At 44.5% G+C, this 25,636-nt stretch carries 26 protein-coding genes; 14 read left to right on the top strand and 12 right to left on the bottom strand.

The genetic code is table 11. The features are described from left to right. Positions 1-27 precede the first annotated feature (27 nt). The 3 genes from AAFP14_RS07695 to AAFP14_RS07685 all read right to left on the bottom strand — a co-directional run bounded on the left by AAFP14_RS07695 (position 28) and on the right by AAFP14_RS07685 (position 5,303). Positions 28-1,707 (bottom strand): ABC1 kinase family protein, encoded by a 1,680-nt coding sequence (locus AAFP14_RS07695; protein ID WP_341731699.1) that lies wholly within the window; start codon positions 1,705-1,707, stop codon positions 28-30. 171 nt (positions 1,708-1,878) lie between these two features. Then, the gene (locus tag AAFP14_RS07690; RefSeq protein ID WP_341731698.1) at positions 1,879-4,101 is read right to left on the bottom strand and encodes a GAF domain-containing sensor histidine kinase; all 2,223 of its coding nucleotides are present in this window, start codon (positions 4,099-4,101) and stop codon (positions 1,879-1,881) included. A 332-nt stretch (positions 4,102-4,433) separates the two neighbouring features. Continuing rightward, positions 4,434-5,303 (bottom strand): hypothetical protein, encoded by an 870-nt coding sequence (locus AAFP14_RS07685; RefSeq protein ID WP_341731697.1) that lies wholly within the window; start codon positions 5,301-5,303, stop codon positions 4,434-4,436. A 155-nt stretch (positions 5,304-5,458) separates the two neighbouring features. Here AAFP14_RS07685 and AAFP14_RS07680 point away from each other — a divergent pair, with 155 nt between their 5' ends. Next, positions 5,459-6,004 (top strand): LeuD/DmdB family oxidoreductase small subunit, encoded by a 546-nt coding sequence (locus AAFP14_RS07680; RefSeq protein WP_341731696.1) that lies wholly within the window; start codon positions 5,459-5,461, stop codon positions 6,002-6,004. Between the two features lie 56 nt (positions 6,005-6,060). Here AAFP14_RS07680 and AAFP14_RS07675 read toward each other — a convergent pair whose 3' ends face one another. Further along, the gene (locus AAFP14_RS07675; RefSeq protein ID WP_472851029.1) at positions 6,061-6,630 is read right to left on the bottom strand and encodes a hypothetical protein; all 570 of its coding nucleotides are present in this window, start codon (positions 6,628-6,630) and stop codon (positions 6,061-6,063) included. Between the two features lie 193 nt (positions 6,631-6,823). Next, positions 6,824-7,213, bottom strand: a complete 390-nt coding sequence (locus AAFP14_RS07670; RefSeq protein WP_341731694.1) for a DUF1830 domain-containing protein — start codon at positions 7,211-7,213, stop codon at positions 6,824-6,826. A gap of 365 nt (positions 7,214-7,578) precedes the next feature. Between AAFP14_RS07670 and AAFP14_RS07665 the strand changes: the two genes are divergently transcribed. Together AAFP14_RS07665 and AAFP14_RS07660 are read left to right on the top strand one after the other, a co-directional pair. Beyond that, positions 7,579-9,168, top strand: coding sequence for a photosystem II high light acclimation radical SAM protein (locus AAFP14_RS07665; protein WP_341731693.1), 1,590 nt, complete (start codon positions 7,579-7,581; stop codon positions 9,166-9,168). Positions 9,169-9,368: 200 nt separating this feature from the next. Beyond that, complete coding sequence (locus AAFP14_RS07660; protein WP_341731692.1) at positions 9,369-10,391, top strand: Rpn family recombination-promoting nuclease/putative transposase; 1,023 nt, start codon at positions 9,369-9,371, stop codon at positions 10,389-10,391. A 26-nt stretch (positions 10,392-10,417) separates the two neighbouring features. Here the strand turns inward: AAFP14_RS07660 and AAFP14_RS07655 are convergent, their stop codons facing one another. Together AAFP14_RS07655 and typA are read right to left on the bottom strand one after the other, a co-directional pair. Then, positions 10,418-10,834 (bottom strand): pre-16S rRNA-processing nuclease YqgF, encoded by a 417-nt coding sequence (locus AAFP14_RS07655; RefSeq protein ID WP_341731691.1) that lies wholly within the window; start codon positions 10,832-10,834, stop codon positions 10,418-10,420. A gap of 436 nt (positions 10,835-11,270) precedes the next feature. After that, entirely contained in the window at positions 11,271-13,061 is a 1,791-nt protein-coding gene (gene typA, locus AAFP14_RS07650) for a translational GTPase TypA (RefSeq protein WP_341731690.1), read from the bottom strand. 220 nt (positions 13,062-13,281) lie between these two features. Here typA and AAFP14_RS07645 point away from each other — a divergent pair, with 220 nt between their 5' ends. The 6 genes from AAFP14_RS07645 (at position 13,282) to AAFP14_RS07620 (ending at position 15,472) form a co-directional block, all read left to right on the top strand. After that, positions 13,282-13,626: a type II toxin-antitoxin system RelE/ParE family toxin gene (locus tag AAFP14_RS07645; protein ID WP_341731689.1), complete on the top strand. Its 345-nt coding sequence runs from the start codon at positions 13,282-13,284 to the stop codon at positions 13,624-13,626. Next, positions 13,598-13,981, top strand: coding sequence for a helix-turn-helix domain-containing transcriptional regulator (locus tag AAFP14_RS07640; protein ID WP_341731688.1), 384 nt, complete (start codon positions 13,598-13,600; stop codon positions 13,979-13,981). The genes AAFP14_RS07645 and AAFP14_RS07640 overlap by 29 nt, the downstream gene beginning before the upstream one ends. A gap of 50 nt (positions 13,982-14,031) precedes the next feature. After that, complete coding sequence (locus AAFP14_RS07635) at positions 14,032-14,358, top strand: type II toxin-antitoxin system RelE/ParE family toxin (protein ID WP_341731751.1); 327 nt, start codon at positions 14,032-14,034, stop codon at positions 14,356-14,358. 4 nt (positions 14,359-14,362) lie between these two features. Next, positions 14,363-14,728, top strand: coding sequence for a helix-turn-helix domain-containing transcriptional regulator (locus AAFP14_RS07630; RefSeq protein WP_341731687.1), 366 nt, complete (start codon positions 14,363-14,365; stop codon positions 14,726-14,728). Positions 14,729-14,799: 71 nt separating this feature from the next. Continuing rightward, a complete protein-coding gene (locus AAFP14_RS07625; protein ID WP_341731750.1) occupies positions 14,800-15,120 on the top strand; it encodes a type II toxin-antitoxin system RelE/ParE family toxin in 321 nt (106 codons plus the stop codon). Then, positions 15,110-15,472, top strand: a complete 363-nt coding sequence (locus AAFP14_RS07620) for a helix-turn-helix domain-containing transcriptional regulator (protein ID WP_341731686.1) — start codon at positions 15,110-15,112, stop codon at positions 15,470-15,472. The genes AAFP14_RS07625 and AAFP14_RS07620 overlap by 11 nt, the downstream gene beginning before the upstream one ends. A gap of 81 nt (positions 15,473-15,553) precedes the next feature. On the opposite strand, the gene AAFP14_RS07615 is transcribed toward AAFP14_RS07620, so the two are convergent. Beyond that, positions 15,554-15,676, bottom strand: coding sequence for a hypothetical protein (locus AAFP14_RS07615; RefSeq protein WP_341731685.1), 123 nt, complete (start codon positions 15,674-15,676; stop codon positions 15,554-15,556). Between AAFP14_RS07615 and AAFP14_RS07610 the strand changes: the two genes are divergently transcribed. Then, positions 15,675-16,019 (top strand): hypothetical protein, encoded by a 345-nt coding sequence (locus AAFP14_RS07610; RefSeq protein WP_341731684.1) that lies wholly within the window; start codon positions 15,675-15,677, stop codon positions 16,017-16,019. The two genes, AAFP14_RS07615 and AAFP14_RS07610, sit on opposite strands and share 2 nt — an antisense overlap. Beyond that, complete coding sequence (locus AAFP14_RS07605; RefSeq protein ID WP_341731683.1) at positions 16,009-16,461, top strand: DUF7689 domain-containing protein; 453 nt, start codon at positions 16,009-16,011, stop codon at positions 16,459-16,461. The genes AAFP14_RS07610 and AAFP14_RS07605 overlap by 11 nt, the downstream gene beginning before the upstream one ends. 61 nt (positions 16,462-16,522) lie before the next feature. Here the strand turns inward: AAFP14_RS07605 and AAFP14_RS07600 are convergent, their stop codons facing one another. The 3 genes from AAFP14_RS07600 to fabI all read right to left on the bottom strand — a co-directional run bounded on the left by AAFP14_RS07600 (position 16,523) and on the right by fabI (position 18,586). Next, positions 16,523-16,900 carry a ribosomal maturation YjgA family protein gene (locus tag AAFP14_RS07600; protein ID WP_341731682.1) on the bottom strand — a complete coding sequence of 126 codons (378 nt, stop codon included), beginning with the start codon at positions 16,898-16,900 and terminating at the stop codon, positions 16,523-16,525. Positions 16,901-17,000: 100 nt separating this feature from the next. Then, positions 17,001-17,639 carry an imidazoleglycerol-phosphate dehydratase HisB gene (gene hisB, locus AAFP14_RS07595; protein ID WP_341731749.1) on the bottom strand — a complete coding sequence of 213 codons (639 nt, stop codon included), beginning with the start codon at positions 17,637-17,639 and terminating at the stop codon, positions 17,001-17,003. Between the two features lie 170 nt (positions 17,640-17,809). Beyond that, entirely contained in the window at positions 17,810-18,586 is a 777-nt protein-coding gene (gene fabI / locus AAFP14_RS07590; protein WP_341731748.1) for an enoyl-ACP reductase FabI, read from the bottom strand. A 329-nt stretch (positions 18,587-18,915) separates the two neighbouring features. Here fabI and ntcA point away from each other — a divergent pair, with 329 nt between their 5' ends. Both ntcA and AAFP14_RS07580 read left to right on the top strand, forming a co-directional pair. Next, positions 18,916-19,581, top strand: a complete 666-nt coding sequence (ntcA, locus tag AAFP14_RS07585; RefSeq protein ID WP_341731681.1) for a global nitrogen regulator NtcA — start codon at positions 18,916-18,918, stop codon at positions 19,579-19,581. 199 nt (positions 19,582-19,780) lie between these two features. Next, a complete protein-coding gene (locus AAFP14_RS07580; RefSeq protein ID WP_341731680.1) occupies positions 19,781-21,445 on the top strand; it encodes a DUF3084 domain-containing protein in 1,665 nt (554 codons plus the stop codon). Positions 21,446-21,525: 80 nt separating this feature from the next. On the opposite strand, the gene AAFP14_RS07575 is transcribed toward AAFP14_RS07580, so the two are convergent. Next, positions 21,526-23,478: an FAD-dependent oxidoreductase gene (locus tag AAFP14_RS07575; RefSeq protein WP_341731679.1), complete on the bottom strand. Its 1,953-nt coding sequence runs from the start codon at positions 23,476-23,478 to the stop codon at positions 21,526-21,528. Between the two features lie 311 nt (positions 23,479-23,789). On the opposite strand from AAFP14_RS07575, the gene AAFP14_RS07570 reads away from it, so the two are divergent. Further along, positions 23,790-25,484: a N,N-dimethylformamidase beta subunit family domain-containing protein gene (locus AAFP14_RS07570; protein ID WP_341731678.1), complete on the top strand. Its 1,695-nt coding sequence runs from the start codon at positions 23,790-23,792 to the stop codon at positions 25,482-25,484. Positions 25,485-25,636: the final 152 nt, after the last annotated feature.

Here is a 25,636-nt window from a genome sequence, read left to right as displayed (position 1 = left end):
TTGCCTTAATATCCCTAGGTTTCAGCTTTATTTTTCCGCTAGGCGATCTAGTTTTTCTTTCAGCAACAAATCCACAAAAGAACGTATCAAAAACAAACTGCCGAATCCTGAGACCACAAAAGCGGCGATCGCCTCCCTCGCATATCCACCCTTGAGCAACACTGTCCCCGCTACCAGCACAAAACCTGTCACACAGGCATAGATCAGAGTTTTTAAGGCTAAATAAATGCGTTTCAGGGCGCGCTCGTTCTCTATATTTCGCACTTTAATTTGCAATTCTCCATCCAGAATCCGCTGCTCTAAACGTTTGAACAAAACTTCTGATTTGCTCGGTTGCTGCAATTTATATCTAATCAAATCTCGCGCTTGTCTTGCCAGTTCTCCCACCGTATTGCCTCTACCTTTACTAATCGCAATACTCTTGACAAAAGGCTGAGCAGATGCTAGAAAATTGTAGTTCGGGTCGAGAGTTCTGGCAATGCCATCGAGGGTAGTCACTGACTTGAGAATAAACATCATTTGTGCAGGCATACGAAATGGTTGCTGCTCGAACATAATGTACAATTCGTTTTTAATCTCGTTAAAGGCTTGAAAGTCGATCGGCTTATCAATAAACTTATCCAACAGAAAAGTAATCAGGCGGCGCACCGGCATCAGATCCGGCATCGGCTCCACTAAGCCGATGGTCATTAAAGTATCGAGTACCTCGTCAGTATCCTTTCTCATCACAGCAAAAAAAGTCTTGACCATCTGGTCTTTTTCCAAAGACTTAACCTCTGCCATCATCCCAAAATCATAAAAAATTAAACTACCATCTTCCGTGACGGCTAAATTTCCAGGATGGGGGTCGGCTTGAAAAAAACCGTCAATCAACAACTGTTTCAAGTAACAGCAAATTCCCAGTTGATTGAGCTTGACAATATCTACTCCTATCGCTTCTAAACTAAGGCGGTCATCGACTTTAATACCAGGGGCGTATTGTACAGTCAGCACTTTTTTGGTAGTGTATTGCCAATATACTTTTGGCACAATAATCCGAGGATATCCTTGAAAATTCTTGCCAAAGCGATCGGCATTTTTGCCTTCTTGTATATAGTCAATTTCTTGATATAAAATCTTAAAAAACTCATGATAAATAGATTCCAGGTCGTACTTGCGAATCCCAGGAAAATACTTATTGCATAAATTCATCACTTGGCGAACGGCTTTCACATCCAAGTCAAATAATTTTTCTAATCCGGGGCGCTGCACTTTGACAACTACATCTTCTCCGGTGTGCAGTCTAGCTCTGTGCACCTGTCCGAGACTGGCGGCGGCAATGGGACAAGGGTCAAAATCGCGATACAAAGCATAAATATCTTTGCCCAACTCTGATTCTATCAGGGCGATCGCCTCTTCAGAACTAAACTCCGGCACCCGGTCTTGTAATTGTTCGAGTTCCTTGACGTACTCCAGGGGGAGCAAATCAGCCCTAGTGGAGAGAGACTGTCCGATTTTGATAAAAGTCGGACCCAAATTCAACAAAGTATTAACCAACCAATGGGCGCGAATTCTTCTAGTATGGGCAGATTTGTTTTGCAGCAGTCCATCCCACCACAGACAAAATATAAACTTGGCCGCTGCTGCAAAAACATCTATTTGTCGTGCTAACGGTGAATATTGAGAACGTTGCCAACGTAGGGTTTTAGGTGCAGCTTTGATGAGCATAATGTAGGAGATTCCATCGCTGTTGACTGTTAGCTGTTCACTGTTGAGCAGTCAACCGTCAACAGCGATGCCCGCTCGCTGTTTGTGAGCTCAGCGCAGCCGTTGGTTAGTCGAAGGGTCAACTGTCAACTGTCAACAAATAGGCTTAGGGAAGTTGAGGTATATTTTCGGTCAGGAGTATGTACCCCCTGGAAATTGGGGTAACTTCAGAGTAAAAGATGTACGCCACAACGGATCGTTTTCTAAAATCTCTGACGGACTACTAGAGACCTCAATAGTACCATTCAAGTGCTGTACTAAACACTTTACCAGAGCTAGACCCAAACCCGTACCAGGGATAGCTTGCTGAGTAATACCTGTCCCACGGTGGAATTTTTCAAAGATGTGGGGTAAATCAGCAGCAGAAATCCCAATTCCCAAATTTGATAGTTTCATGACAATACTGCCACTTCCTTGAGATATCTCCAAAGTCACCTCTGTTCCAGCAGCCGAGTATTTGCCGGCATTGGTCAACAGTTCCAACAAGATGCGATGGAGACTATCCTTGTCTGTTTCCAAGCGAGGTAATGGTTTCAAGAAATCCTGAGCCAAAGTTAATCCTTTATCTGCCCAATTTTTCTCAAAATCTTCAGCCAAATCTTGAATTAGACTCTTGAGAGAAACCGGAACTAGAAATATGGGGAATTGTTGAGCATCTAGCTGTTTGAGTGCTAGTAAATCGCTAACCAAGTCTGTTTCTTTAGAACACTGCTGCTCTAGAATATCCAGATATTTAATCCGACTCTGCAAGGAACTGTCTGCTTGTTTTAGCATCATAATTGCTAGCTTCATGATCGTCAAAGGAGTGCGTAACTCGTGACTGACCACGCTCAGAAACTCGTCTTGGATCAGCCTTAACTTGCGTATTTGCTCTAATTGATTGGCAGATTGCTCGTGCAGTTTTTCTTGGACATCTAGACTGTTTGCCAATTGAGTGCTTCTATATTCTAGCTGAGTTTGCAGTTCTTGGAGTTTCTCAAACTCAAGTATAGCTCTGGTGACTTGAGAGGCGATTGATTCCAAAACCTCTAATTCTGCCATTTCCCAAGTGCGAGGTTCGGAGTGTTGCAATAGCAAGAAACCCAACACAGTTTCCTGTGTCCTGCCCCCGATCAGGGGAACCATCATCAAGGCGCGAGTCTCCTGAAGCTTCAAGATTTCTATTGAGTTTTGCGGTTCGTGGTTGATTATTTCCCCTGCATCAGCTAAGGCGAAGGATTGGGGGGCGCTATTGAATGCTGACTGGCACAAACTCGATTCCGATATGCTAAAATAGCCGCTATTTTTGGATAGTGAGTTGGTAATTTTCGCTTGAGTATTTGTAGTTTTATATTGGTTTTTTGTTTTATATGTCGAGTTTTTTGGGGAGAATTGAGTTTTGCTAGTTGGTGGCTTTTCTACTTTTTTTAGTTCGGATTCACTAACTAAGGCAATTGTTGTTGGGCTAGGTTGATTTAGTGAGCTTATTTGTGAAAGTGGTGGTGTATATTTTAATGATAGGATTTGAACTCTATCTACTTCCAGGCTTTGGCTGATACTTGCTATCACCTGCTGCAAAGTTAGATCTATTTCTGCATTTTTTGCTATTTCTTTGGTAACGGTACTCAGTAGCTGTTTGTATTTAGCTTGTTGCTCTAATTTTTGGTTTAAATGGGCAATTTCTTGAGTTTTTTGAATGTGGGAGATGGCGGTGGCGATCGCATCTGATGCTAATTCTAGACACTGCCGCGAAGCCGCAGACCACTCCTGGGGTTGGGCAGTAGCCAGGATAATTATCCCATTGATAGCCCCGCGGAATCGGGTTGGCGATGCTAAAATCCCTCGGAAAGGAAGGGATGGGACTAAAGAATCAGGGGCGTTGGTCGATCGATCGTCTTGAATGTCGGAAATCCCTAGTATTTCACCATGTGTCAGTATATTTACTAGCAGATGCTCTGGCAGTGAAATTAATAGCGAGTTTAAGATTTCTGTTTCAGGAATTTCGGATCTGTGGGTTAAAACTGCTGCATCGGAAATCACTGTGGAATCGATCGCATCGCCGAAAATGCCCCAGCCTGCGTTCGGAATGGCGATGCGATCGTTACTCACAGCAGCAACTAAACAGTAGTCTACTTGACAAGCTGCTCCTAAAGTATTAGCTATCTCCAGCAGTAGCGTTTCTTCATGAAAGCTTGTGCTGATAATTTGGCAAATTTGTCGCCCGATTTGAGCAGGATCGACCTGGTACTGCATTATTCGATCCAGAAATTTTTGGACTGAGACTGGTTCTGTGATTTGCTCTAAGTGCAACGTACAAGACTCTGAGGGCGATCGGTCGATCGGTTCACAGTCTTGACTTCCCTGATAATTTGTCATGGCAGCCAAGCCTTTATTTTAAGATGTTTGAGCCTGCGATCGCTGCAAAGATAGAAGCTATCCCGTATTATTATTCAGTTTTTGTCGTGACTGCTTGGTGACACCCCTCTCCAAAACCTGTGATGTTGCCTATTTTAGTCTGTGATTCTAGCAAATTTATTATGTGATCCAAGTTCATCAATGGAGTGATTTCGATCGCACCAACTAATTATATCTCATAAATAATTATGACCCTCTCTAAAAAAAACAAAATTTTAGTCAGAAAATGTTGTTAAGCCGTACTAGGCTCGATCTTAACTGGGTTCCAACCTGATTTAGTGAGGCTGTAGACATTACCTATTTTGTGCTTCCTGTTGGGCTTTTTCGCTATTTTGGCGATAAAGAGCCGCCCGGTTGGTAGCCGTTGTGTAACGGGGATGTTTCGATGGTACCGAGGCCATTAAATCCGAAGCTTGTTGCCACTTAGCTGCCACAACTAACCAATCCGGTCGTGATTGGGCACTTTTGCCTTCGCGGGCTGCTTGTTCTGCCAACCGCACGGCTTGTGCAAAAGAGTCGGAGTTTCCAGTCTCTTGAGCAATTTTCTGTGGAGGAGTCGGCCTAGAGGGAATCGGAGTAAGAGTAGCTTGGGTAGTAGTGGCTGTAGTGTTGAGCGATGGAGAATGGAAACCTTTGTAGATAGCGGCAACGGCGACGAGTAACAACACGCTCAGGGCGATACCACCGATGATACCGCGCTGAAATTGTCCCGGTTCCTGCATCGACCATCGATGCTGTTTGGCCATTTTGGGCAAAGCTGGTTTCTGACCTTGGCGCTCGGTTTGGGCGATGGCGAAACGCCGCCAAAAATGGACTTTTCTCAGTTTAATTTCTTGACACCACAGGAGTTGATTTTCCGGGTCCCGGCGAATTTCTTCCAGCCACAGCAGTTGATGTTCTCGGACAATCCGGCTGTTGATATTGACTCGGCGAATATTTCGGGGCGAAAGTTGCTCCAAAATTTCCCGGATGCGGGAGACCAAGCTAGACTGTTCTAGCAAATCGGCGGTGGCCGACTCGCACAGCAGTTGGAGCACCCCATCGGCAAACACGGCTCTAGTTCTAACGCCTATCTGTGCAAGTCGATCGTTGAGGATTTGAATAATCGCTGCCACAGATCCCTCGCGGGCTTGTCGGGCAATATCATCTACTGTATTCACCATAAAGAGTTGACGCTTAGCAATCTGTTAATTTTTAACCAAACTTTGGGAGCTAAATTTTTATTCATACAGATTACCATTGACACTCCCAGGTTAAAATAGATATCTGACTTGACAAGCATGACTAAAGCATTTTTGAGGCTAACTGAAAATAAACTATGGGTAAAGTAATTAGCGGTCAAATTTTTGTGGTAGATGACAACATCGATACAGATCAAATTATCCCAGCGGAATACCTGACTTTGGTTCCCTCGAAGCCGGATGAGTACGATAAACTTGGCAGTTACGCCATGATTGGGTTGCCCGATCGCTATGGTAAGTTTATGGAACCGGGTGAAATGAAAACCCGCTATCAGATTATCATTGCTGGGGAAAATTTTGGCTGCGGTTCTTCGCGAGAACACGCTCCCATCGCTCTTGGGGCTGCTGGGGTGAAAGCTGTGGTAGCTTTGTCCTACGCCCGCATTTTCTTCCGCAATTGTTCGGCTACTGGTGAATTATATCCGATCGAATCAGCCGATCGACTCTGCGATTTGTTTGCTACTGGCCAAGAAGTGACCATCGACTTTACAGCAGAGAAAATTATCAACCACACTCTAGATTGCACCTATGACCTCAAACCTTTAGGAGAAGTAGGCCCAGTCATTGATGCCGGCGGACTCTTTGCTTACGCACGTCAGACGGGAATGATTGCTAGTCGTTAACTGTTAACTGTTAACTGTTGACGGTTGACCTACAGCCCACAGCTAACAGTCAACAATTAAGGTTTTAAGGCGATCGCCGTGACAATCGTCCACCCATCAACTAAGAGTAACAGCAGGGTACATAAGAGCAAAATCAAATACATCCAAGGCTGAGACAAAGGGCGGACATCTGTAGTATCAATGCCTGTTTTTGCTTCAACTAAACGGACTAATTTGGCAAATCCCGCCACTCGCATGGGTAATAAATAACCCTTTCCCGAATGACTCAAAAAATAATAAACTAAACCACCTTGACCAGTCGATCGAGGTTTAAGAGCTTTGACTTCTGTCCAAGCTAAAGACCAACCTCTGCGAAATACTTTGGGAAACCAGTTGGGATAAGTTACTTGAATTTCCTCGTCATTCACAATTACCCTTTCGCTAAGTACGCCATACAAACCCACAGCGCCGATTACAATTCCCGCCCAAATAATATTAGCAGGCACCGGTGCTGCCGTTGCTGTGGACAAAAAAGGTAAGGGAATTGTTAAGGCTGCATACAAACTCAAAAGGGTGATTCTAATTAAAGGAGAAAGCCGAAATACCGCTGGTTGAAATAGGGGAGTAGAGGATAATGGCGATTCCATCGGTGGTACTGACATGGTTGAACTAAGAACGGGTTTTATAGAAAGATTATCGGCGATCGAGCAAAGGTCTGCACAAAAAACTGCTCTTACCAATTTCAGATCGAGTAAGAGCAGATTTTGTACAAGGTTTATTTGTTAAATGAAAAATTTATTAACTTCCGATCCCTGAGAAGTCCCCAATCCGAGAACTAGCTTAATCGACGGCTGTTAACGCCGGTACTGTTAAAGGCTCTGAGGTTTCTTTAGATTTGGAGCGGGCTGTAGTTGAGGCGCGATCGATCTTACTTTCCGGTCTCGATCTGGTAGCATTGATAGGAGAATAGGGTCCTTCATTAATCTGCAAGCGATCGCAAGGGATGGTATCAGACAAAATTGCACTCGCCATCATCCCAGTGTGAATTTCCAACATTGCTGCTGTCATTGCTTCAAACACTAAGCGCTGACCGGGAAATACCACTCGTTCAAAATACCAGTTAGGAATGTTGGTGATGCGAGCAATTTGAATTTGATTGGTGGCGTTGACGTAGCAGCAGAGAATTTTGCTGTCGGCGTCTGAGGGTAGTGGGTCAAGAATTTGAGCCATAACTGGTAGAGAGCCTTGGATAAAAGTTTTCGTTATCTTTCAAAATTAACACTTTGCGATCCCGCATTGTTGTAATGCGGACTACCAATTCCCTAGCACCTTAAGAGACCATAGTGCCGATAGAGGCAGAAAAAACGTGATATTAAGTGCGATCGTCAATTTTCTGTCAACCTTAGCTGTAATTAATTTAAAAATTCCCTATTTTATCGTCCTCCAGCTCAGCCACGCCAACAGGCTCAGCTTTACTCCGCTTCGGAAAATTTTAAAATATTTAATGTTAAATTACCAAAATTAGAGAGATTGTAAAGTTATATTAAAAGAATATTAACACAGTCAAAAAACTAGCAATTTAGGATGTGGCAATCATGGAAAACCGAGAAAACCGAGAAAACCGAGTTCTATATGTTCGCCTCCCTTGTAATCCCATTTTCCCGATCGGAGTTGTGTACCTTTCCGATCACGTCCACAAGCTGTTTCCCGATGTCCAACAACGGATTTTCGATGTAGGTGCAGTACCGCCCTTAGATTACGCCAAGGCTCTCGACGCCGCCGTCGATGAATTTCAACCAACCCTCCTAGTTTTCTCCTGGCGAGACATTCAAATTTACGCACCTGTAGGTGGTAGAGGCGGCAATCCCCTGCAAAATGCCTTTGAGTTTTACTACGCCAACAATCCCCTGGTTAAAATGCGGGGAGCATTGGGAGGATTACGTTTAGCCGTGTCTTACTATACGGAACTCTGGCGCAATTTGGGGTTGGTGAAGCGGGGATTGCATCGCGCCCGCAAATACCGTCCCGAAGCTCGTGCAGTCGTCGGTGGCGGTGCTGTGAGCGTGTTTTATGAGCAGTTGGGACGCAGTTTACCCAAGGGGACTGTGGTTTCGGTGGGGGAAGGCGAGGCGCTGCTGGAGAAGTTGATTAAAGGCGAGGATTTAGCCCAGGAAAGGTGTTATGTCGTAGGTGAGACAGTCCCGCGCGATCGACTAATTCACGAAAAGCCAGCCAACATCGAGAAAACTGCCTGTAATTATCAGTACATCGAGACCATTTGGCCAGAATTTTCCTATTATCTACAGGATAGGGACTTCTACATCGGCGTCCAAACCAAGCGCGGCTGTCCCCACAACTGCTGTTACTGCATTTACACGGTGATTGAAGGTAAGCAAGTGCGGATCAATCCAGCGGATGAGGTGGTGGCGGAGATTAGACAATTGTACGATCGAGGTATCCGCAATTTCTGGTTTACCGACGCTCAATTTATCCCCGCCCGCAAATTCATTGATGACGCCGTTGAACTCTTGCAAAAAATCATCGACGCCGGCATGACAGACATCCACTGGGCTGCTTACATCCGTGCGGACAATCTCACACCACAATTGTGCGATTTGATGGTAAAAACGGGGATGAATTACTTTGAAATCGGCATCACCAGCGGTTCCCAAGAATTAGTTCGCAAAATGCGTATGGGTTATAATTTGCGAGTAGTTTTGGAAAATTGCCGCGATTTAAAAGCCGCCGGTTTCAACGATGTTGTTTCCGTAAACTACTCCTTTAATGTGATGGATGAAACCTTTGAAACCATCCGCCAAACCATTGCTTATCATCGGGAATTGGAGCGGATTTTTGGAGCCGATAAAGTAGAGCCAGCAATTTTCTTTATCGGGTTACAGCCCCACACCATTTTGGAAGAATACGCCTTTAAACAGGAGATTTTACAACCTGGTTATGACCCGATGAGTTTGATGCCTTGGACAGCACGAAAATTGCTGTGGAATCCTGAGCCTTTGGGTTCGTTTTTCGGTCAAATTTGTTTGGAAGCTTGGCAGCGAAATTCCAATGATTTCGGCAGAGAAGTGATGGCTATTTTGGAGGAAAAATTGGGTTGTGCTGACTTGGAAGAGGCTTTGAGTGCTCCGGTAGAAGTTAAACAAAAACAGCTAACATCGGTTAGTTAATCACAGGTTAGTAGTCAGGAGTTTAGTCCTGAAAATGGGGAAAAGGAAATCATATAAATTTTCTATTTCCCCGATTTTTTGATACATATCAACGGCCAAGGCTGGGACACAGGAATTATCAGAAATTTATCATAAACCCACGCCAGGGCAGATTACCAACCTTGCGGACTTGTTGTTACACAAATTAGGAGCTAAAAACCATGAGTTTTATTGACCCTAGAACAGATTTTGCCTTTAAAAAAATATTTGCTTCAGCCGAAAGCAAACCAATTCTGATTAGTTTTCTCAATGGCTTGATTTATCAAGGCAATCCCACTATTCAGGATTTGCAAATTATCGACCCCTATCAAGCTGGAAAATTAATGGGTTTGAAAGACACCTACTTAGATGTCAAAGCCACTCTTGATAACGGCACGATTGTTGTCATCGAAATGCAAGTTTTGAATGTGAAAGCTTTTGAAAAAAGAATTGCCTACAATGCAGCAAAAGCCTATGCAAATCAACTGATGACTGGTAAGGGATACCTACAATTAGACCCGGTAATTGCCTTGACAATTACTGATTTTACTTTGTTTAATAACACGAACAAAGTAATTTCGCGATTTTCTTTTCGGGAAGAGGAAGAACATTTTGATTATCTGTTTCCGGTGATGACTCTAATTTTTGTGGAATTACCGAAATTCAATAAATCTCTTGCCGAGTTAGAATCTTTGGCTGACAAGTGGATTTATTTTATCAAGGAAGCGCCCAGTTTGGAAATGGTTCCAGAATCCTTGGAAACTAATTCAGCAATTCAGCAAGCTTTCACTATTGCTAACAGTACAAATCTCAGCAGGCAGGAATTAGATGAATTGGAGGCCCAGGTGTTTTATTTCCAAGATCAACAGAGGTTTAGAGAAGAAGCTTTAGAAGCAGGGTTGCAGCAGGGTTTGCAGGAGGGTTTGCAGCAGGGCTTACAGGAGGGGTTACAGCAGGGTTTGCAGGAGGGGTTACAGCAGGGTTTGCAGGAGGGGTTACAGCAGGGTTTGCAGGAGGGGTTACAGCAGGGTTTACAGCAGGGAAAAAGCAATCTGGTGCTGCGTTTGCTAACACAAAAACTCGGAACTTTGGACGAGTCAATCCAAGCTAGAGTTTTACAGTTGTCCAGCGCTCAGTTAGATAGTTTAACGGAATCTTTGTTTGATTTTAATACGGTGGATAATCTGGTGAATTGGTTACCCTGAAAAAATAGCATCCCAACTTCTCGGAATTAATGTATCGCTTGCGTAGGTCTAGTCTGATTTAAATACCGTTCAATCAGGACGATCGCCACTATATCATCTACCGGTCGCGGTGGAGTCCGCATTCCCAGCGGAATCAAGCGATTGAGTCCCGTCGCAGGGTACATTTGCCAGTAACGTTCCTTTGCTTCTAAACTGCTGTATCTCTCATCAATCTGAGTAATGACGATGGAAGGTGACAAACTCTGGGTAAGTTGTTGTTTCCATTTCTTAGAAGTTGTTTGATCTCCCATCACCAATAAGTCAATGGGAAACTGTTCGCAGAGAGATTGAATAGTCGAAATTGCACTTTCCGAGGGTACAACTTGATGGTAGGAGATATGATGGTCTGTACCCATGACGGCGACACCGCACTTGTCTTTACCTGGATCGAAACCTAAAATCATAGTTATTAGTTATGGGTTCTTACTTATGAGTTAGCAATCAGAGCCATTCCGGTTGATTTTTCCTTGTTTTGTTTAGAAAACTTTGCCGATTATGACAGCAATTTTACTTGACTTTTTGGTGGGATTGACATATCATAGCATCATGGAAATCTGTGTGGTCATATAATGTAGTCTCTGGTTAAGTAGCTTCAGCGCTCAAGCGCATTTACCAACTTTTGTGCGATCGCGCAAAATATCAGAACCCCACAAATTTCTACCCTCAAAAATCTTAGTGGCGTCTGGTTTATATAGATTGTTTGTGAGTCTTAAATATTATCTGTAAAACCAGTCCCTACAAATATTGAAATGGGTGGTTGGATTTTCCCCAACCTAGTTGTTTAAAAAAGTTGACTTGAGGAGAAAGTCTAGGGCTGACATTGCCAACCCTAGACTGATTTTAGCGTTTGACTAACTTCTTAGAAACCTTCCGCAAGCGAATTGATTTCGGTGTTACTTCCACCAATTCATCCTGGCCGATGTACTCCAAAGCACGCTCCAAACTCATATCGACTGGCGCTTGCAATTGCGCCAATTCTTCACCGCCAGATGCGCGGTGGTTTGTCAACTGCTTCGACTTGCAAATATTCAGCTCCATGTCGTCATCTCGGTTGTTTTCTCCGATAATCATCCCTCTGTAAACCTTGGTTCCGGGGGTAATGAAAAATACGCCACGGTCTTCAGCATTTTTCAGTGAATAAGTAGTTGCAGTTCCTTCTTCAAAGGAAATCAATACGCCGTTGCGACGGGCGACAATTTCTCCACCGAGGGGGCGATAGTCGAGGAAGCTGTGGTTCATAATTCCAGCGCCGCGAGTCAAGCGCATAAACTCACCTCGGAATCCAATCAAACCGCGAGCAGGGACTGAAAATTCGATTTGGGTGCGGCCGGTGCTGCTGACGTGCATATCTTGCATTTCTGCTTTCCGCTGACCGAGCCGTTCGATGCAACCGCCGACTGCTTCTTCGGGTACGTCTAAGACCAAACATTCAAAGGGTTCGCAGGGACGGCCGCCGACTTCGCGGAAGATTACTTGCGGCTGGGATACTTGGAATTCGTATCCTTCGCGGCGCATATTTTCAATCAGGATTCCCAGGTGAAGTTCGCCACGGCCAGATACTAGGAATTTGTCGGGAGATTCGGTTTCTTCGACGCGCAGGGCGACGTTGGTTTGGAGTTCGCGCATTAGCCGATCGCGAATTTGACGCGATGTTACCAAACTTCCTTCTTGACCGCAGAATGGCGAATCGTTCACGGAAAAAGTCATTTGCAAAGTCGGTTCGTCTACTTTGATCAAAGGTAGGGCTTGCGGGTCGTTGGGACAGGTAATTGTCTCGCCAATGTACGCATCCGCAAAACCGGCAACGGCGACGAGATTACCAGCAGTAGCTTCTGGGATGTCAATCCGCTTCAGGCCTTCAAAGCCCATCAATTTGCTAATTTTTGATTTGACAACGGCGCCGCTTTCTGTGATTAAGACGGCTTGTTGACCGATTTTAATCGTGCCGTTATGGATGCGGCCGATGACGATGCGGCCGACGTATTCCGAGTAATCTAAGGTGGTTACTTGCAGTTGCAGCGGCTTGTTGGGGTCGCCTACGGGAGGTGGTACGTGGTCGAGTATTTCTTCAAACAGGGGCTTCATATCTACCCCTTCGTCTTCTAGGTGTTTTTTGGCGTAACCGCTTAAGCCGGAACCGAAGAGATAGGGAAATTCGCACTGATCGTCGTCAGCACCTAGTTCTAGAAACAGATCCAAAACTTTATCGACGGCTTTGTGGGGGTCTGCTCGATCGCGATCGATTTTATTCACAAAGACGATCGGGCGCAGTCCTTTTTCTAGGGCTTTTTTGAGCACGAAGCGGGTTTGCGGCATTGGGCCTTCGTTGGCGTCTACGATCAGCAAACAACCGTCTACCATGCCGAGAACTCGTTCGACTTCGCCGCCGAAGTCCGCGTGTCCGGGGGTATCGACGATATTGATCAGGGTTTCGCCGTACCTGACGGCGGTATTTTTGGAAAGAATTGTAATGCCGCGTTCGCGCTCAATGTCGTTGGAGTCCATGACGCAATCCGGGATTTCTTCCCCTTCGCGGAAGATCCCGGACTGTCTGAGGAGAGCGTCCACGAGGGTGGTTTTGCCGTGATCGACGTGAGCAATGATAGCAACGTTGCGAATGGGAAGACTCATAATGCGTCTGGGACGTTAAACGGATTTAACTAAAGATTTCTTAATAATTGTAGCGTATGGAGTCAAGGGGCGATCGGGTGGCTGCAATATTGGAGTGCGATCGTCGCTAGAATCAAGGTTACTCCTGGACGCAGCCTCTAGGCTGTTGTTAGGATCTAAGATGCTTCGGTTCCCTCAGAATGACATAATTATGTTCTTGATCCTTCCAAGACTAAAGGTTATGGAAGTACAGCCGAGGGAAATTCGACGTTATATCAAACCAAACGGCACAGTTCCTTTTGCGGAATGGTTGGCTGCCCTGCGAGATGTTAACGCTAAAATTAGAATTGATAAGAGGCTTCTGCGGGTTAGAAATGGCAATTTAGGGGACTGTCGCTCAGTTGGCGAAGGAGTCTACGAGTTAAAAATTGACTATGGGCCTGGCTACCGAGTCTATTTTGGACAAGCAGAAGTCACTATTGTGCTTATTCTGTGTGCTGGGGATAAAAGCACTCAAGACCAAGACATTGTTAGAGCTAAGGAATACTGGAAAGATTATGAAATACGCGAAAGTGCCGACCAGTGATAGCTATCATGACTCTAAAATTTCCAATCTTAAAGATCCCAACTATTCTGCTGCTTACCTGTCACTTATTTTTGATGAAGAGGAAGAAGGCGATTTAGAGATGGGAATAATGCGACAAGTTCTGAGAGATGTATTTGAAGCTCTTGGAGAACCAATTATGTCTGCGGAGGATGCGAAATTGCATCTGGAAAAATTAGATGTTTTGTTACCGCAAGAAGGGATTGCGACTATTTATGCTTTGGCGAATTGGCTGAAGGTTTTGGGATTGAAGTTATCTGTTACGGTTGCTGAGGATGAAGGGGAAGAGTCAAGTGCTGTTAGTGCTGTTGAGTTGGTGGAGGTTGCTAATGTTTGATTTGGGGCGATCGCCCCTATGATGATTTACGAGTAGTTGCGATCGCACTTATGGAAGTACAACCAAGGGAAATTCAGCGTTACACGACACCAGACGGCAAAGTTCCTTTCTCGGAGTGGTTAGACTCCCTCCGCGATCTCAAGGCAAAATTTAAGATTGACGGGCGACTCGATCGAGTTGGGACTGGAAATCTCGGAGATTATCGCTCAGTGGGAGAAGGTGTCTATGAGTTGAGGATAAATTACGGCCCTGGCTATCGGGTCTATTTTGGACAAGTTGGAACAACAATTATACTTTTGCTGATAGGCGGAGATAAAAGCACTCAAGAGCAAGATATCCGCAAAGCTCAAAAATACTGGACAGATTACAGGAGTTAAGACAATGACAATGCCTAAGAGTTTACCTTATCACCCCTATAAAATTTCAAATCTCAAAAATCCGGCATATTCTGCTGGCTATCTCACAGAGATATTTGAGGAAGAATCAGGCGATTTGGAATTAGGAATCATGCGAAAAGCGTTCAGAGATGTATTTGAGGCTCTTGGGGAACCAAATATGTCAGATGAAGAGGCTAAATTGCATCTGGAAAAATTAGATGTTTTGTTACCGCAAGAAGGGATTGCGACTATTTATGCTTTGGCTAATTGGCTGAAGGTTTTGGGATTGAAGTTAACAGTTGCGGTTGATGCAGGGGATGAGGAAATTTCTGCGAATATTGTTGAGTTGGCAGAAGTTGGTAATGTTTGATTGAGTGCGATCGCCCCTATGATGATTTACGAGTAGTGGCGCTCGCATTTATGGAAGTATAACCCAGAAACATTCGACGTTATATTACCCCAGACGGTAAAAATCCTTTCGCAGAGTGGCTTAGTTCCCTGCGAAATTTGAATGCGGTAGTTAAAATTGAGCAAAGGCTTGACCGAGTTCGCTTGGGGAATTTAGGAAACAGTAAGTCTGTTGGCGAAGGAGTTTGCGAATTGAAAATTGACTTTGGGCCTGGGTATCGCGTGTACTTCGGACAATTTGGGTCAACAATAGTGCTTCTCCTCTGTGGTGGGGATAAAAGCAGTCAAGAACAAGATATTCGTAAAGCTAAGGAGTATTGGAAAGAATATGAAGAATGCCAAAATGCCAACTAGCGATAGTTACCAGGACTATCTGATTGAAGCGCTCAAGGATAAAAGACACGCTGCTGCTTATCTAACAGCGCATTTGGAAGACGAAGAGCCTGAACCTGGTTTGCTCGAACTCGGACTTAGCAATGTATTTGAAGCTCTTGGAGAACCAAATATGTCAGCAGATGACGCTAAATTGCACTTGGAAAAATTAGATGGTTTGGTATCACAGAATGGAATGGCGACTATTTATGCTTTGGCTAATTGGCTGAATGCTCTGGGATTGAAGCTAACAGTTTCAGTTGCTCAAGAAGATGAAGGGGAAGAGAAAAGTTCTGTTAGTGATGTTGAGTTGGTGGAGGTTGGTAAGGTTTGATTTTAGTCGATTTTTTTTAATCGCAGCTTGTAGCCTGTAGGGTGCGTCAGTCTTAAGGTTATTACGAAGAATTAGGGTTTTTCAACTGACGCACCCTACTAATTGTGCTGGGTTGACCCAAGTTGGTAATGCTTGATTTTGGTCGATCGCCCGCAGAGCCCCGATCGGGTAATATAGATTTATGAAGTAGCCACGGCTTGACATGAAACTACCCGATCGCATCACAACTTATAAATACCCGATTAAAAGTCACGTAGAAATCGAAGCGGAGTTTAATAGCCTCGTAGAAGAATGGCGCGACCAGACAAGGATGCTGTCATTAGTTACACAAAAGTCAATGCACCCAGCTTATCAGAGAATTATTGGCATGGGACAGCCTATTGTACCGTTAATTTTCCGGGATCTCGAACAAAAACCAGATCATTGGTTTTGGGCGTTGAGAGCAATTACTGGTGATAATCCGGTAAAACCAGAACAGCGTGGTCGAATGAAACAAATGGCTCAAGCATGGATACAATGGGGAAAAGAACACGGCTATGAATGGTAGGCTGGAATATCGTAAACTCTTGAGATTTCCTAATCTAGAGAATACTGAATATGAAGTAACAAGTGAAGAAACAGTTGATTATAATTGCTTTGCTTTCGTGGCTGGCGAAGAGGACTGTAGATGGGACCCGGTAGACCCAGATGGATACTGGCCCGATGGTGTACCAAGAGAGTTAACGTTGGATGCTTTTATCAAGGCTTATCAAACTATTGGATATGAATGTTGTGATAATCGCGATCTTGAACCGGGCTTTCAAAAGATAGCAATATACACCTATAATGGTGAACCGCAACACGCTGAAATACAAACAGAGAATGGTATGTGGAAAAGTAAATTAGGGGATTGGGAAGATATCCAACATGAATTAAAAGGGTTAGAAAATCCTAATTATTATGGGGTGGTTCAACAAATTTTAAAACGACCTGTAAATTCACTAAAGTAGAGCGAGTATCTGCAACAATAAATTTCCTTTCTCGGACTTTTACAATCCTGCTTGAGTTAATCTACGATATTGAAACTTTTTTTCTATTTTCTAGCCACAAAACTATGGCAATACCCGCAGTATAAGCAACCAAATCCATTGCATCAAAGCTATTGCCTAAAATGATTATAGCAATCTTGTTATTTTCCCAGCCTAAAGCATTTAAAATCTTAAAATATTGCAATATCTCAATAACAAAAGAAAAAGTTAGAACCGATAAAGCTACTTTTGTGGATTCTAGTTTTAACCAAGACATTATGAAGCAATGGAGAAATATCACTACCAATAAATCTCCCAGGAAATAACGAACAAACTTATCTCTAAAAAAAACAGCAATAACGATTTCGATCGAAAATAAAATCAAGGCAAGAAAAAAATATTTGCGATTAAAATATAACATGGATCAATAGTTTAATTGTCTACTATTTTTAACTACATAGCAGATATATTTTAATTTACAGGTTTGCAGCAGCGCTCAAGCGCAACTGCAAACCCCAAAACTACAAAACTCCTTTAGAACTCGGAATCCGACTAGCGCGCCGTGGATCGATCGCCACAGCCATCCGCAAAGCCCGCGCAAATGCCTTAAATGCCGCTTCCACAATGTGATGGGAATTTCCACCCTGCAACTGTCGAATGTGCAGTGTCATTTGACTGTGATTCACAATCGCCGCAAAAAACTCTTTCACTAATTCGGTATCGTAAGTACCAATCCGTTGATTGGGAATCTGCAAATTGTAGCTTAAGTGAGGCCTTCCCGAAAAATCTAGGACTACTTCAACTAAAGCTTCATCCAACGGGGCGATGAAGTGGCCGAAACGAGAAATGCCCGATCGATCTCCGACAGCTTTTGCGAGAGTTTGTCCTAACGTAATCCCCACATCCTCGTTCGTGTGATGATCGTCAATGGCTAAATCCCCGATCGCCTGGACATCCAAATCGATCAATCCGTGGGAAGCAATCTGATCCAACATATGATCTAAAAATGGAATTCCAGTCGCCGCTTTACAAGTTCCCGAACCGTCGAGATTCAGGCTCACATTCACATCAGTTTCCAGTGTCGTGCGCTTCACCGAAGCAGCCCTCAGCAGGCTAACTGAATTTACAGGAGGAACAGAAGGGCGATCGATTGTTTCCATAAGTCGCAATTTGTCATTCATGAGTAATTGATAGTTAGTAATTTGAGCGGAGAATTTTTGTAGTGGGGAGTCTCAAGCAAGGGGTGGGTTTTGCATACAACTTACTTATTAAAATTAAAGTTTACTCTCTTAACCCACCCTACAAAACTCAAAACTTTCCTAGAATCTTATTACATTCCCATGATTTCGTAACCAGCATCTACATACAAAATCTGACCCGTAATCCCGCTAGCGAGATTGCTGCACAGAAAAGCCGCAGCATTTCCTACTTCCTGTTGAGTTACCGTGCGTCGCAGGGGAGCGACTTCCTCAACGTGGTGGATCATGTCCAGAATGCCGCCAACTGCTGACGAAGCCAAAGTCCGAATTGGGCCAGAAGAAATTGCATTTACCCGAATATTTAACGGGCCAAGTTCCGCCGCCAGATAGCGAACATTCATTTCCAATGCGGCCTTAGCAATTCCCATTACGTTATAATTGGGGACTACTCGAACACCGCCGAGATAAGTCAAGGTGACAATACTGCCACCTTCGGCCATCAAGGGTTTCGCTGCTGCACAAAGCCGTACTAGGGAGTAAGCACTAATATCCAAAGCATTGGAGAAACCTTCTCTCGAAGTATTGGTGAAGTCTCCTGAGAGTTCGTCCTTGCCGGCAAAGGCTAAACAGTGAACCAGAATATCTAACTTGCCCCACTTGTCGGCGATCGTCTCAAAAGTAGACTCAATTTCCATCTCATTTTGGACATTGCAGGGCAAATACAGACTGGGATTGAGCGGTTCCACGAGTTCAGCGACTTTCCGCTCGTGCTTGCCTTTTTCGTCTTTCAAATAAGTGATGCCAAGATTGGCCCCTGCTTTGTGGAGCTGCTGAGCAATGCCCCAGGCGATCGAGCGATTGTTGGCAATGCCCGTAACAAGAGCATTTTTTCCGGTCAAATCTATCATCTGTAGTTTATCTAGAAGCAACTTGCACCGTTCTCGTTGGCTAGATTCAACCACGCCACCTATTTAGACACAACTGATTGAAATATCACTGATTGAGACACAATTGAGACACAACTGAGACACAATTAAGATTAATTTGGCTGTGGAGCTACTTGGGGGCGGAATTGAAAAAGTTAAGAGAAGGGCTAGATTTAATCATACAGTGTGTGTTTACCTTAACATTAGATGGAAGTTATTGAATCATCCAATACAGGAGGTTGGAAAGTATATTTACTCAAAAATGTTAATTTTCAAGTTACAGAGCATTGATTAGTAGAAAGGATCAGGTCGTGACCCATGATAGACCGCTAGCAGCCGTGTTCCGCCAAATCAGCGGCGGGGCGTTTCCACCCATTGTGGAAACCTTTGAACGGGGCAAGACAATTTTTTTCCCTGGAGACCCGGCTGAGCGCGTCTACGTTCTCATTAAAGGTGCTGTTAAGCTCTCCAGGGTATATGAAGCCGGAGAAGAAATTACTGTGGCCCTTCTCCGGGAAAATAGCGTATTTGGGGTGCTGTCTCTGATTACAGGACACCGCTCTGACAGGTTTTACCACGCCGTAGCTTTTACGCCGGTGGAATTGATCTCATTGCCGATCGAACAAGTGGAAAAAGCCCTCAAGGAAGACCCAGACTTATCTATGGTGATGCTGCGCGGATTGTCTTCTCGGATTTTGCAAACTGAGATGATGATCGAAACGTTGGCCCACCGAGATATGGGTTCGAGATTGGTCAGCTTTTTGCTGATTTTGTGCCGGGATTTTGGTATGCCCGGTACTGAAGGGATTACGATTGATTTAAAGCTGTCTCATCAGGCGATCGCAGAGGCGATCGGCTCAACGCGAGTAACGGTGACTCGCTTACTGGGGGATCTCAGACAAGAAAAAATGATCTCGATCCACAAGAAAAAGATCACAGTCCATAACCCGGTGGCTTTAGGCCAGCAATTCACTTGACACCGAGAGACTATAGGATTTGGGATTTGGGATTTGGGATTCAATCCCAAATCCCAAATTCATAGCCAGCCTAAATGATTTGTGTAATTTTTGTAGGGGCAATCCCACGCCCGGTTGCCCCCATCGCTTAGGGGTAGGCACGCACCATCCACTACCCCTACATATTTGCTCGATGATTTAGACAAGCTATGGAATCGGAATGACTGCTGGATACATCCTAGTATTTGTAATTTTAATTTTGGGGGGTGTGATCGCTACTGTCAGCGATCGCCTTGGGACAAAAGTCGGCAAGGCCAGATTAAGTTTATTCAAACTTCGCCCCCGCGATACTGCTGTTGTAGTGACAGTGATGGCTGGTAGCATTCTGTCAGCCACAACTCTGGGCATCTTGTTTGCTACCAGTAAGCCCCTCCGCACAGGGGTTTTTAGAATAGATGAAATTCAAAAAAGACTCAATAACGCCCGCAGAGAACTCAATCTAGCCACTGAAGAAAAAAAACGAGTTGAAACTGAATTAAGCCAAGCTAGGGCTGCTCAAGCCCAAGCTAAGGCTAATTTAGAAGAGATTAATCGTTCGTTGCAAGCGGCTAATGCCGAGCAAGCCGAGACCCAAACCAAATTAAAGTCCCTGCGAGCCCAACTCAATAATGTGGAAGCTGCCAAGTCCAAAACTCAACAGCAACTGAGTCAGGTAGAAGCGGCTAAATCTCAAACCGAAAAACAGCTTGCGACGATGGAAGCAGCTAAGTTGCGCACTGAAGAACAACTGACGATTGTGGAAGTAGCCAAAGCCAGCACGCAATCTCAGCTCGATCGCACTGAAAATCAATTGAACACAGTTTCTACTCAAAAGAAAGCTTTAGGCTCAGAAATCACCCAACTACAAACCGAACGACAACAGTTAATTGAACAACGAGAGCGAGTAAAAACTCAAATTGCCCAAAGGGACCAAGAAATTGCCCAGCGGAACCAAGAAATTGCCAAGCGGGACCAGGAAATTGGCTCGCGCAACAAACTAATTGCTCAGCGAGACAAGGAAATTGCCGAGCGAGTCCAAAATCTAGCCGATCGCGATCGAGCTATAGTCGATCGAGACAAAGTAATTGCCGAAAGAGAAGCTCTCTTAGAAACCCTAGCAGAGCAACAAACACAACTGGAACAGCAACAAGCTTTATTGCAACAGCAAGTACAAGTTTTAGAAAGAGACTTTCAGGCAATTCGCGAGGGGACTGTTGCCATCAGGCGCGGCCAAATTTTAGCTGCGGGAGTTGTTCGCATCGCCGAACCAGCCTTAGCCAGTCGCGCCATCGATCGACTATTGCAAGAAGCAAATAAAACCACTGTCGGACTCATGCAGCCTGGAAATACCAAGGTAAAAGAGCAGATAGTTCAAATTACCAATGCCGAAATTGAACAACTCCTTAATCAAATAAAAGACGGTCAAGATTATGTAGTCAGAATTGTGGCCGGCGCGAACTACCTGCGGGAAGAAAAGCGGATCAAAGTATTTGCCGAAGCCGAAATCAATAGAGTTGTATTCCGGGCTGGAGATGTGATTGCAGGAGTTTCTATCGATCCCCTAGTCTTAAAAGACGAACAGGTAAGACAGCAGTTGCAGCAATTAATTGAAGCTTGCCAATTTCGGGCTCGTTTGATTGGTGTTGTCGGCGGTAGAGTCCAAGTTGCCGATAATCGGATTGAAACTTTGGCTAGTTTTGTCGATCGCCTCAAACAATATGATAAACCTCTGGAGGTGCAGGCGATCGCCACTGATGTTACATATATCGCCGGTCCGCTGAAAATAGATCTAGTTGCTGTAGAAAATGGAATAGTTGTTTTTCGGACTGGAGAACAGAAATTGTAAAGGGCAGGCAGGATGCCTACCCTACCAGAATAATCGGAGATGTCTAATCTCTCAAACCCGCCCCCGTCAGGCTGAAAACATTAGATTTTCAGTACGCCTTCAGGATTGACGGTCAAGAGCGATCGCCTCTGCAAACCCTCCTGATATAAAATAGCATTAGCCGCCAACAAACCACTGCTAACCGCCCTTTCCATTAAACCGCAAGGAAAAGGCATTTTCACCCAATCTCCCGCAAATACAAGATTAGGAACATCACAGGAAGTCTCCGGGCGTTCCGCATAACTACCGGGCGGATAACCAGAGAAATTCTTTTGATTTACCAATTCCCGGTGCAGCATATTTGCCTGTTTTAATTCCGGCACAATTTCATACAACTCTTCCTCAAAAGTAGCCAGCAAAACTTGTTGATTCGGAAAATCTTTTTCCTTGTAACAATAGGCGTGTAACTCCACTACACTGCCGCCAGTTTCTTTGTGCCACGCGATGAATTGATCTTGAATGCGGTGGTAAAGCGTAATGCTATCAGTCAGTTTGTAGCCGGAAAGCGAGCTAAAATTGCTCTGTTCCCATGCAAAATCGCGATCGAACCAAAAACGACCAACCGCAAACGGATCGGCTATTTTCAAACTCTCAATCCGACTCTGCACCTGGGGATTCACCTCACCGCTAGCCAAACTAAACAAATGCTGCATTCCCGGCACATCTGTCGCCAAAACATAGTAATCAGCCTGCAATGTTTCTCCTAAATTTTTAGTTTGGGAATTGTCAAATGCTGCTGCCAATTGTACCTCATCATCTTTTTTAGCAACCACCTTAAATCTGGGTAAATCCCGTTTTGCAGGTCCGCTAACCACTCGCCCTTCGGCATCAAAAACTGCGCCATGACAAGGACAATGAAATTGACCATCATTCTGCTTCTGCACCGTGCAGCCCTGGTGAGTACAACTCAGGGAAATTGCCTCTTTTCCTCCCGGTACTGTGGCATACACACTATCTCCCGCCCCAAAATATGCCGTGGCGTTGCTGTCCTTTAACAGTGAATTTTGCTTCACCCAGAAAGGTACTTTACTTTGCACATCTCCTGACTGGTAACTCAGGGAATCAATCTTGCCATTTTCCCAATGAATGTTACTAACCGCCACATCTGTCAATACTTTTCCGCCTTTACTTTCAATGTATTTAGCAATGGGTTGTACTAAACTGGTTCCCATATCTTGCCGCGTCCCATTGAATGCTAAACCTTCGGGATTTCCGAAAAAGTAGAAGTGGAAAAACTGCATTAATTCTCCCACACTCAATTCATCCGGCGAGTTGAGACTAGATTTAGCAAAAGGCAGAAAATACAAGTCATAAAGTCCGCGGGGAAACTCACCTTTCACCCAATCAGCAACGGAGATGTTATCGAGTCTAGCGAAACTTTTTTGCGTTTGAAAACCGCCTATTTCCCGAAATACTTGCCAGTGGGCGGGTTTAGTCAGATTGATTCCCCACTTCGTCCAGTTAGGAGAAGCTATCCCTAAGTCAACTATGTTCCAAGGAAAAGCGGAATGATTAGGACGAAAAACTTCTGGTTTGTATTTGCCATCTCTAAAGATAACCGCGTAGGATTCTAAAGATACAAAGTTGTCGGTAATTTCTAATTCTTGAACTACGCTTTTGAGGTTGTAGTATTGTGGAAAAAAACCGTGAAAACCATGTTCCATCATAAAAGTCTGGTTCCCCACGGAAATCGGCCAACTAGCAATCTTGCCGCCTAGTTGGGGCGATTTCTCCAACAGCGTTACGGCGAAACCCCGCTGACTAAGTTCGTAGGCGCAGGCGAGCCCAGCCAAGCCAGCACCGACAACTACAACGGTTTTGGGGGTGTTTAGTAGTTGCGGTAAATCGAGGGTGTCTTGCTGAAACACGGTGGGCTCTGGCTTGGAAAATCTAGAGTAGCCCAGGAGCCCGCCGGCGGCACCAACTCCGAGGAATTTGAGGGCGGTTCGTCGTGATAGTGGTTGAGATAGCGGGGAATTGGTTGATTGACTCATCAGTGGTACAAAGTAACAGGGGGTCAAAATCAATAGGCTCATCGATTTTAGATTGTAGATTTTCCAGGTGGCTAGGATGTTTCCCCAGGCTTGTACCTCAAAAATCTCAAATCGGCTTTGCGAGCTAAAATTGTTTAGCTTAAGACATGATATGTGAAGAAATGCGATCGACACATCCCCACTCAGAGTCTTAGCCGCCTCCTACATAAGTTCGATCGCAAATAATCTACACCAGGTATGATATCTTCTGAGGCTGATGTAAAGTTATGTGTAGTCTACATCACCCCTCCCTGTCTCCCATCTAAAATCCAATGACTGTCAGCCTATTTGGCAAATTGCATCGTCGAGAGTTGATTAAAGCTTTCTTAACTGGCTTAGCCCTTCCTTTTTTGGCTAACAAAGCATCCAATTCTCAAAACTATTCTAGTCGGGAAAAAAGGGCGTTAGCGAAGCCCTCGAAGAGGATCGCCACTAATTTCACCATCCTAGAAAACCAAAAACCAGGCACAACCGATTGGGAATTGACCAATCCTGCCATCAAACGAGAAATCGAAGGTTATGCCTCTCTCACCAGCGTTAATCGGGGTGAAGCAATTAAATTATTTGTTAATACCAACGACCCTAATTATACCATAGACATATTTCGGATGGGATGGTATAATGGGCTGGGGGGAAGGCGAATGAATGACCAAATTATTCGCAAGGGAATCAGACAAAATCCGCCCCAGGAAGACGAAGCATCAGGACTAATTGAGTGCCATTGGCAAGACCCGTATATTTTGCAAATTCCCGATCGCACAGATGAATGGACAAGCGGGATTTATTTGGCAAAATTGACTGGCAGCAAAACGGGAAAGCAAAGTTATATTATTTTTGTAGTCCGGGATGACGATCGCAAATCCGATCTGTTGTTTCAATCCAGCGTTACTACTTTTCAAGCTTACAACAATTGGGGCTACAAATCCCTTTACCGCTGGAACAGTCGCGGGAAACAAGCCTATAAAGTTTCATTTAATCGACCCTACGGTATGAGCCCCAATCGCAAGGCAGCTTACGGTATCGGGGCTGGGGAATTTTTAACCAATTTTCAGCCAAAAAGGAGAACTGCGAGTGCTGGTTGGGAATACAATATGCTGAGGTGGCTAGAAAAAGAAGGGTATGATGTCACTTATGCAACTAATATTGATACCCATTTTAACTCGCGCCTGCTATTATCTCACCAAGCATTTCTATCCGTAGGTCACGATGAATATTGGTCGAGGGATATGCGAGAAAATATAGAAAAAGCTAGAGATAAAGGCGTTAGTATCGGCTTTTTTGGCTCGAATATTTGCTATTGGCAAATTCGCTTAGAACCCAGCAGAATTACTGGGGAAGTGAATCGAACCATAGTTGCTTATAAAGAAATGGCAGATTTAGACCCAATGGGGGGATTGAGTCAGGAAGTTGGTGAAGTTAATTCACCTCTAAAAATAGCGGTGGCAGGGGAGTTAAATTACGGGATTGGCAAAGCAGAACTAGGTGAAACCACTACTTACAATAAATTGCCGGTACTTGATTCTTTGGTGACAACTCGCTGGCGCGATCGTGCTATCGGGCGCCCCGAAGATTCTTTAATCGGTGTGATGTACGAAACATTTCAGGTGAATTCCGACATTGTGATTGATGAAAGCGCCCCCGATTGGCTACTAGAAAAAACTGATTTAAAACAGGGTGACAAGTTGCCAGGACTTTTGGGTTATGAAGTCGATCGAATGTTTGGCAATGCCCCGAAAAATATAGTTCGTCTCGCCCATTCTCCCTATCCTTACGGTGGGGGGACTCGCTATGGTGACATGACTGTTTATACCGCAGATTCAGGGGCGAAAGTATTTGCTAGTGGTTCGATGCAGTGGATCTGGGGATTGGATGATTATAGTGCGCCACAGTTGCGATCGCCTGTTTTGAATAGCGGAGCTCAACAGATAACGCGGAATGTGTTGGCAAAGCTTTTATCGAAAAAATAAGCAACCAGAATCCCCCCTTGGGGCGAAGGCAGAATAACTGCCCAAGCCCCAACTCCCTCAAAGGCCCAAGCCAAAGAGAATAAGGAACAATAGCCATTGTATCTAGGAAGCTTAATGCTATAATCAGGCAAACATAGTCACGGTTCTAGTTC

Origin of the sequence: Microcoleus sp. EPA2 (assembly GCA_020882975.1) — a bacterium.
GTDB lineage: Bacteria > Cyanobacteriota > Cyanobacteriia > Cyanobacteriales > Microcoleaceae > Microcoleus.
The sequence above is the reverse complement of the archived record's forward strand: the minus strand, read 5'-3'. Positions and strand labels throughout refer to the sequence as shown.

What these genes read in the sequence shown, in the direction of transcription:
- AAFP14_RS07695 (WP_341731699.1), bottom strand. Translation starts at nt 1,707, where the DNA reads ATGCTCATCAAAGCTGCACCTAAAACCCTACGTTGGCAACGTTCTCAA.
- AAFP14_RS07690 (WP_341731698.1), bottom strand. Translation starts at nt 4,101, where the DNA reads ATGACAAATTATCAGGGAAGTCAAGACTGTGAACCGATCGACCGATCG.
- AAFP14_RS07685 (WP_341731697.1), bottom strand. Translation starts at nt 5,303, where the DNA reads ATGGTGAATACAGTAGATGATATTGCCCGACAAGCCCGCGAGGGATCT.
- AAFP14_RS07680 (WP_341731696.1), top strand. Translation starts at nt 5,459, where the DNA reads ATGGGTAAAGTAATTAGCGGTCAAATTTTTGTGGTAGATGACAACATC.
- AAFP14_RS07675 (WP_472851029.1), bottom strand. Translation starts at nt 6,630, where the DNA reads ATGGAATCGCCATTATCCTCTACTCCCCTATTTCAACCAGCGGTATTT.
- AAFP14_RS07670 (WP_341731694.1), bottom strand. Translation starts at nt 7,213, where the DNA reads ATGGCTCAAATTCTTGACCCACTACCCTCAGACGCCGACAGCAAAATT.
- AAFP14_RS07665 (WP_341731693.1), top strand. Translation starts at nt 7,579, where the DNA reads ATGGAAAACCGAGAAAACCGAGAAAACCGAGTTCTATATGTTCGCCTC.
- AAFP14_RS07660 (WP_341731692.1), top strand. Translation starts at nt 9,369, where the DNA reads ATGAGTTTTATTGACCCTAGAACAGATTTTGCCTTTAAAAAAATATTT.
- AAFP14_RS07655 (WP_341731691.1), bottom strand. Translation starts at nt 10,834, where the DNA reads ATGATTTTAGGTTTCGATCCAGGTAAAGACAAGTGCGGTGTCGCCGTC.
- typA (WP_341731690.1), bottom strand. Translation starts at nt 13,061, where the DNA reads ATGAGTCTTCCCATTCGCAACGTTGCTATCATTGCTCACGTCGATCAC.
- AAFP14_RS07645 (WP_341731689.1), top strand. Translation starts at nt 13,282, where the DNA reads ATGGAAGTACAGCCGAGGGAAATTCGACGTTATATCAAACCAAACGGC.
- AAFP14_RS07640 (WP_341731688.1), top strand. Translation starts at nt 13,598, where the DNA reads ATGAAATACGCGAAAGTGCCGACCAGTGATAGCTATCATGACTCTAAA.
- AAFP14_RS07635 (WP_341731751.1), top strand. Translation starts at nt 14,032, where the DNA reads ATGGAAGTACAACCAAGGGAAATTCAGCGTTACACGACACCAGACGGC.
- AAFP14_RS07630 (WP_341731687.1), top strand. Translation starts at nt 14,363, where the DNA reads ATGACAATGCCTAAGAGTTTACCTTATCACCCCTATAAAATTTCAAAT.
- AAFP14_RS07620 (WP_341731686.1), top strand. Translation starts at nt 15,110, where the DNA reads ATGCCAACTAGCGATAGTTACCAGGACTATCTGATTGAAGCGCTCAAG.
- AAFP14_RS07610 (WP_341731684.1), top strand. Translation starts at nt 15,675, where the DNA reads ATGAAACTACCCGATCGCATCACAACTTATAAATACCCGATTAAAAGT.
- AAFP14_RS07615 (WP_341731685.1), bottom strand. Translation starts at nt 15,676, where the DNA reads ATGTCAAGCCGTGGCTACTTCATAAATCTATATTACCCGATCGGGGCT.
- AAFP14_RS07605 (WP_341731683.1), top strand. Translation starts at nt 16,009, where the DNA reads ATGAATGGTAGGCTGGAATATCGTAAACTCTTGAGATTTCCTAATCTA.
- AAFP14_RS07600 (WP_341731682.1), bottom strand. Translation starts at nt 16,900, where the DNA reads ATGTTATATTTTAATCGCAAATATTTTTTTCTTGCCTTGATTTTATTT.
- hisB (WP_341731749.1), bottom strand. Translation starts at nt 17,639, where the DNA reads ATGGAAACAATCGATCGCCCTTCTGTTCCTCCTGTAAATTCAGTTAGC.
- fabI (WP_341731748.1), bottom strand. Translation starts at nt 18,586, where the DNA reads ATGATAGATTTGACCGGAAAAAATGCTCTTGTTACGGGCATTGCCAAC.
- AAFP14_RS07580 (WP_341731680.1), top strand. Translation starts at nt 19,781, where the DNA reads ATGACTGCTGGATACATCCTAGTATTTGTAATTTTAATTTTGGGGGGT.
- AAFP14_RS07575 (WP_341731679.1), bottom strand. Translation starts at nt 23,478, where the DNA reads ATGAGTCAATCAACCAATTCCCCGCTATCTCAACCACTATCACGACGA.
- AAFP14_RS07570 (WP_341731678.1), top strand. Translation starts at nt 23,790, where the DNA reads ATGACTGTCAGCCTATTTGGCAAATTGCATCGTCGAGAGTTGATTAAA.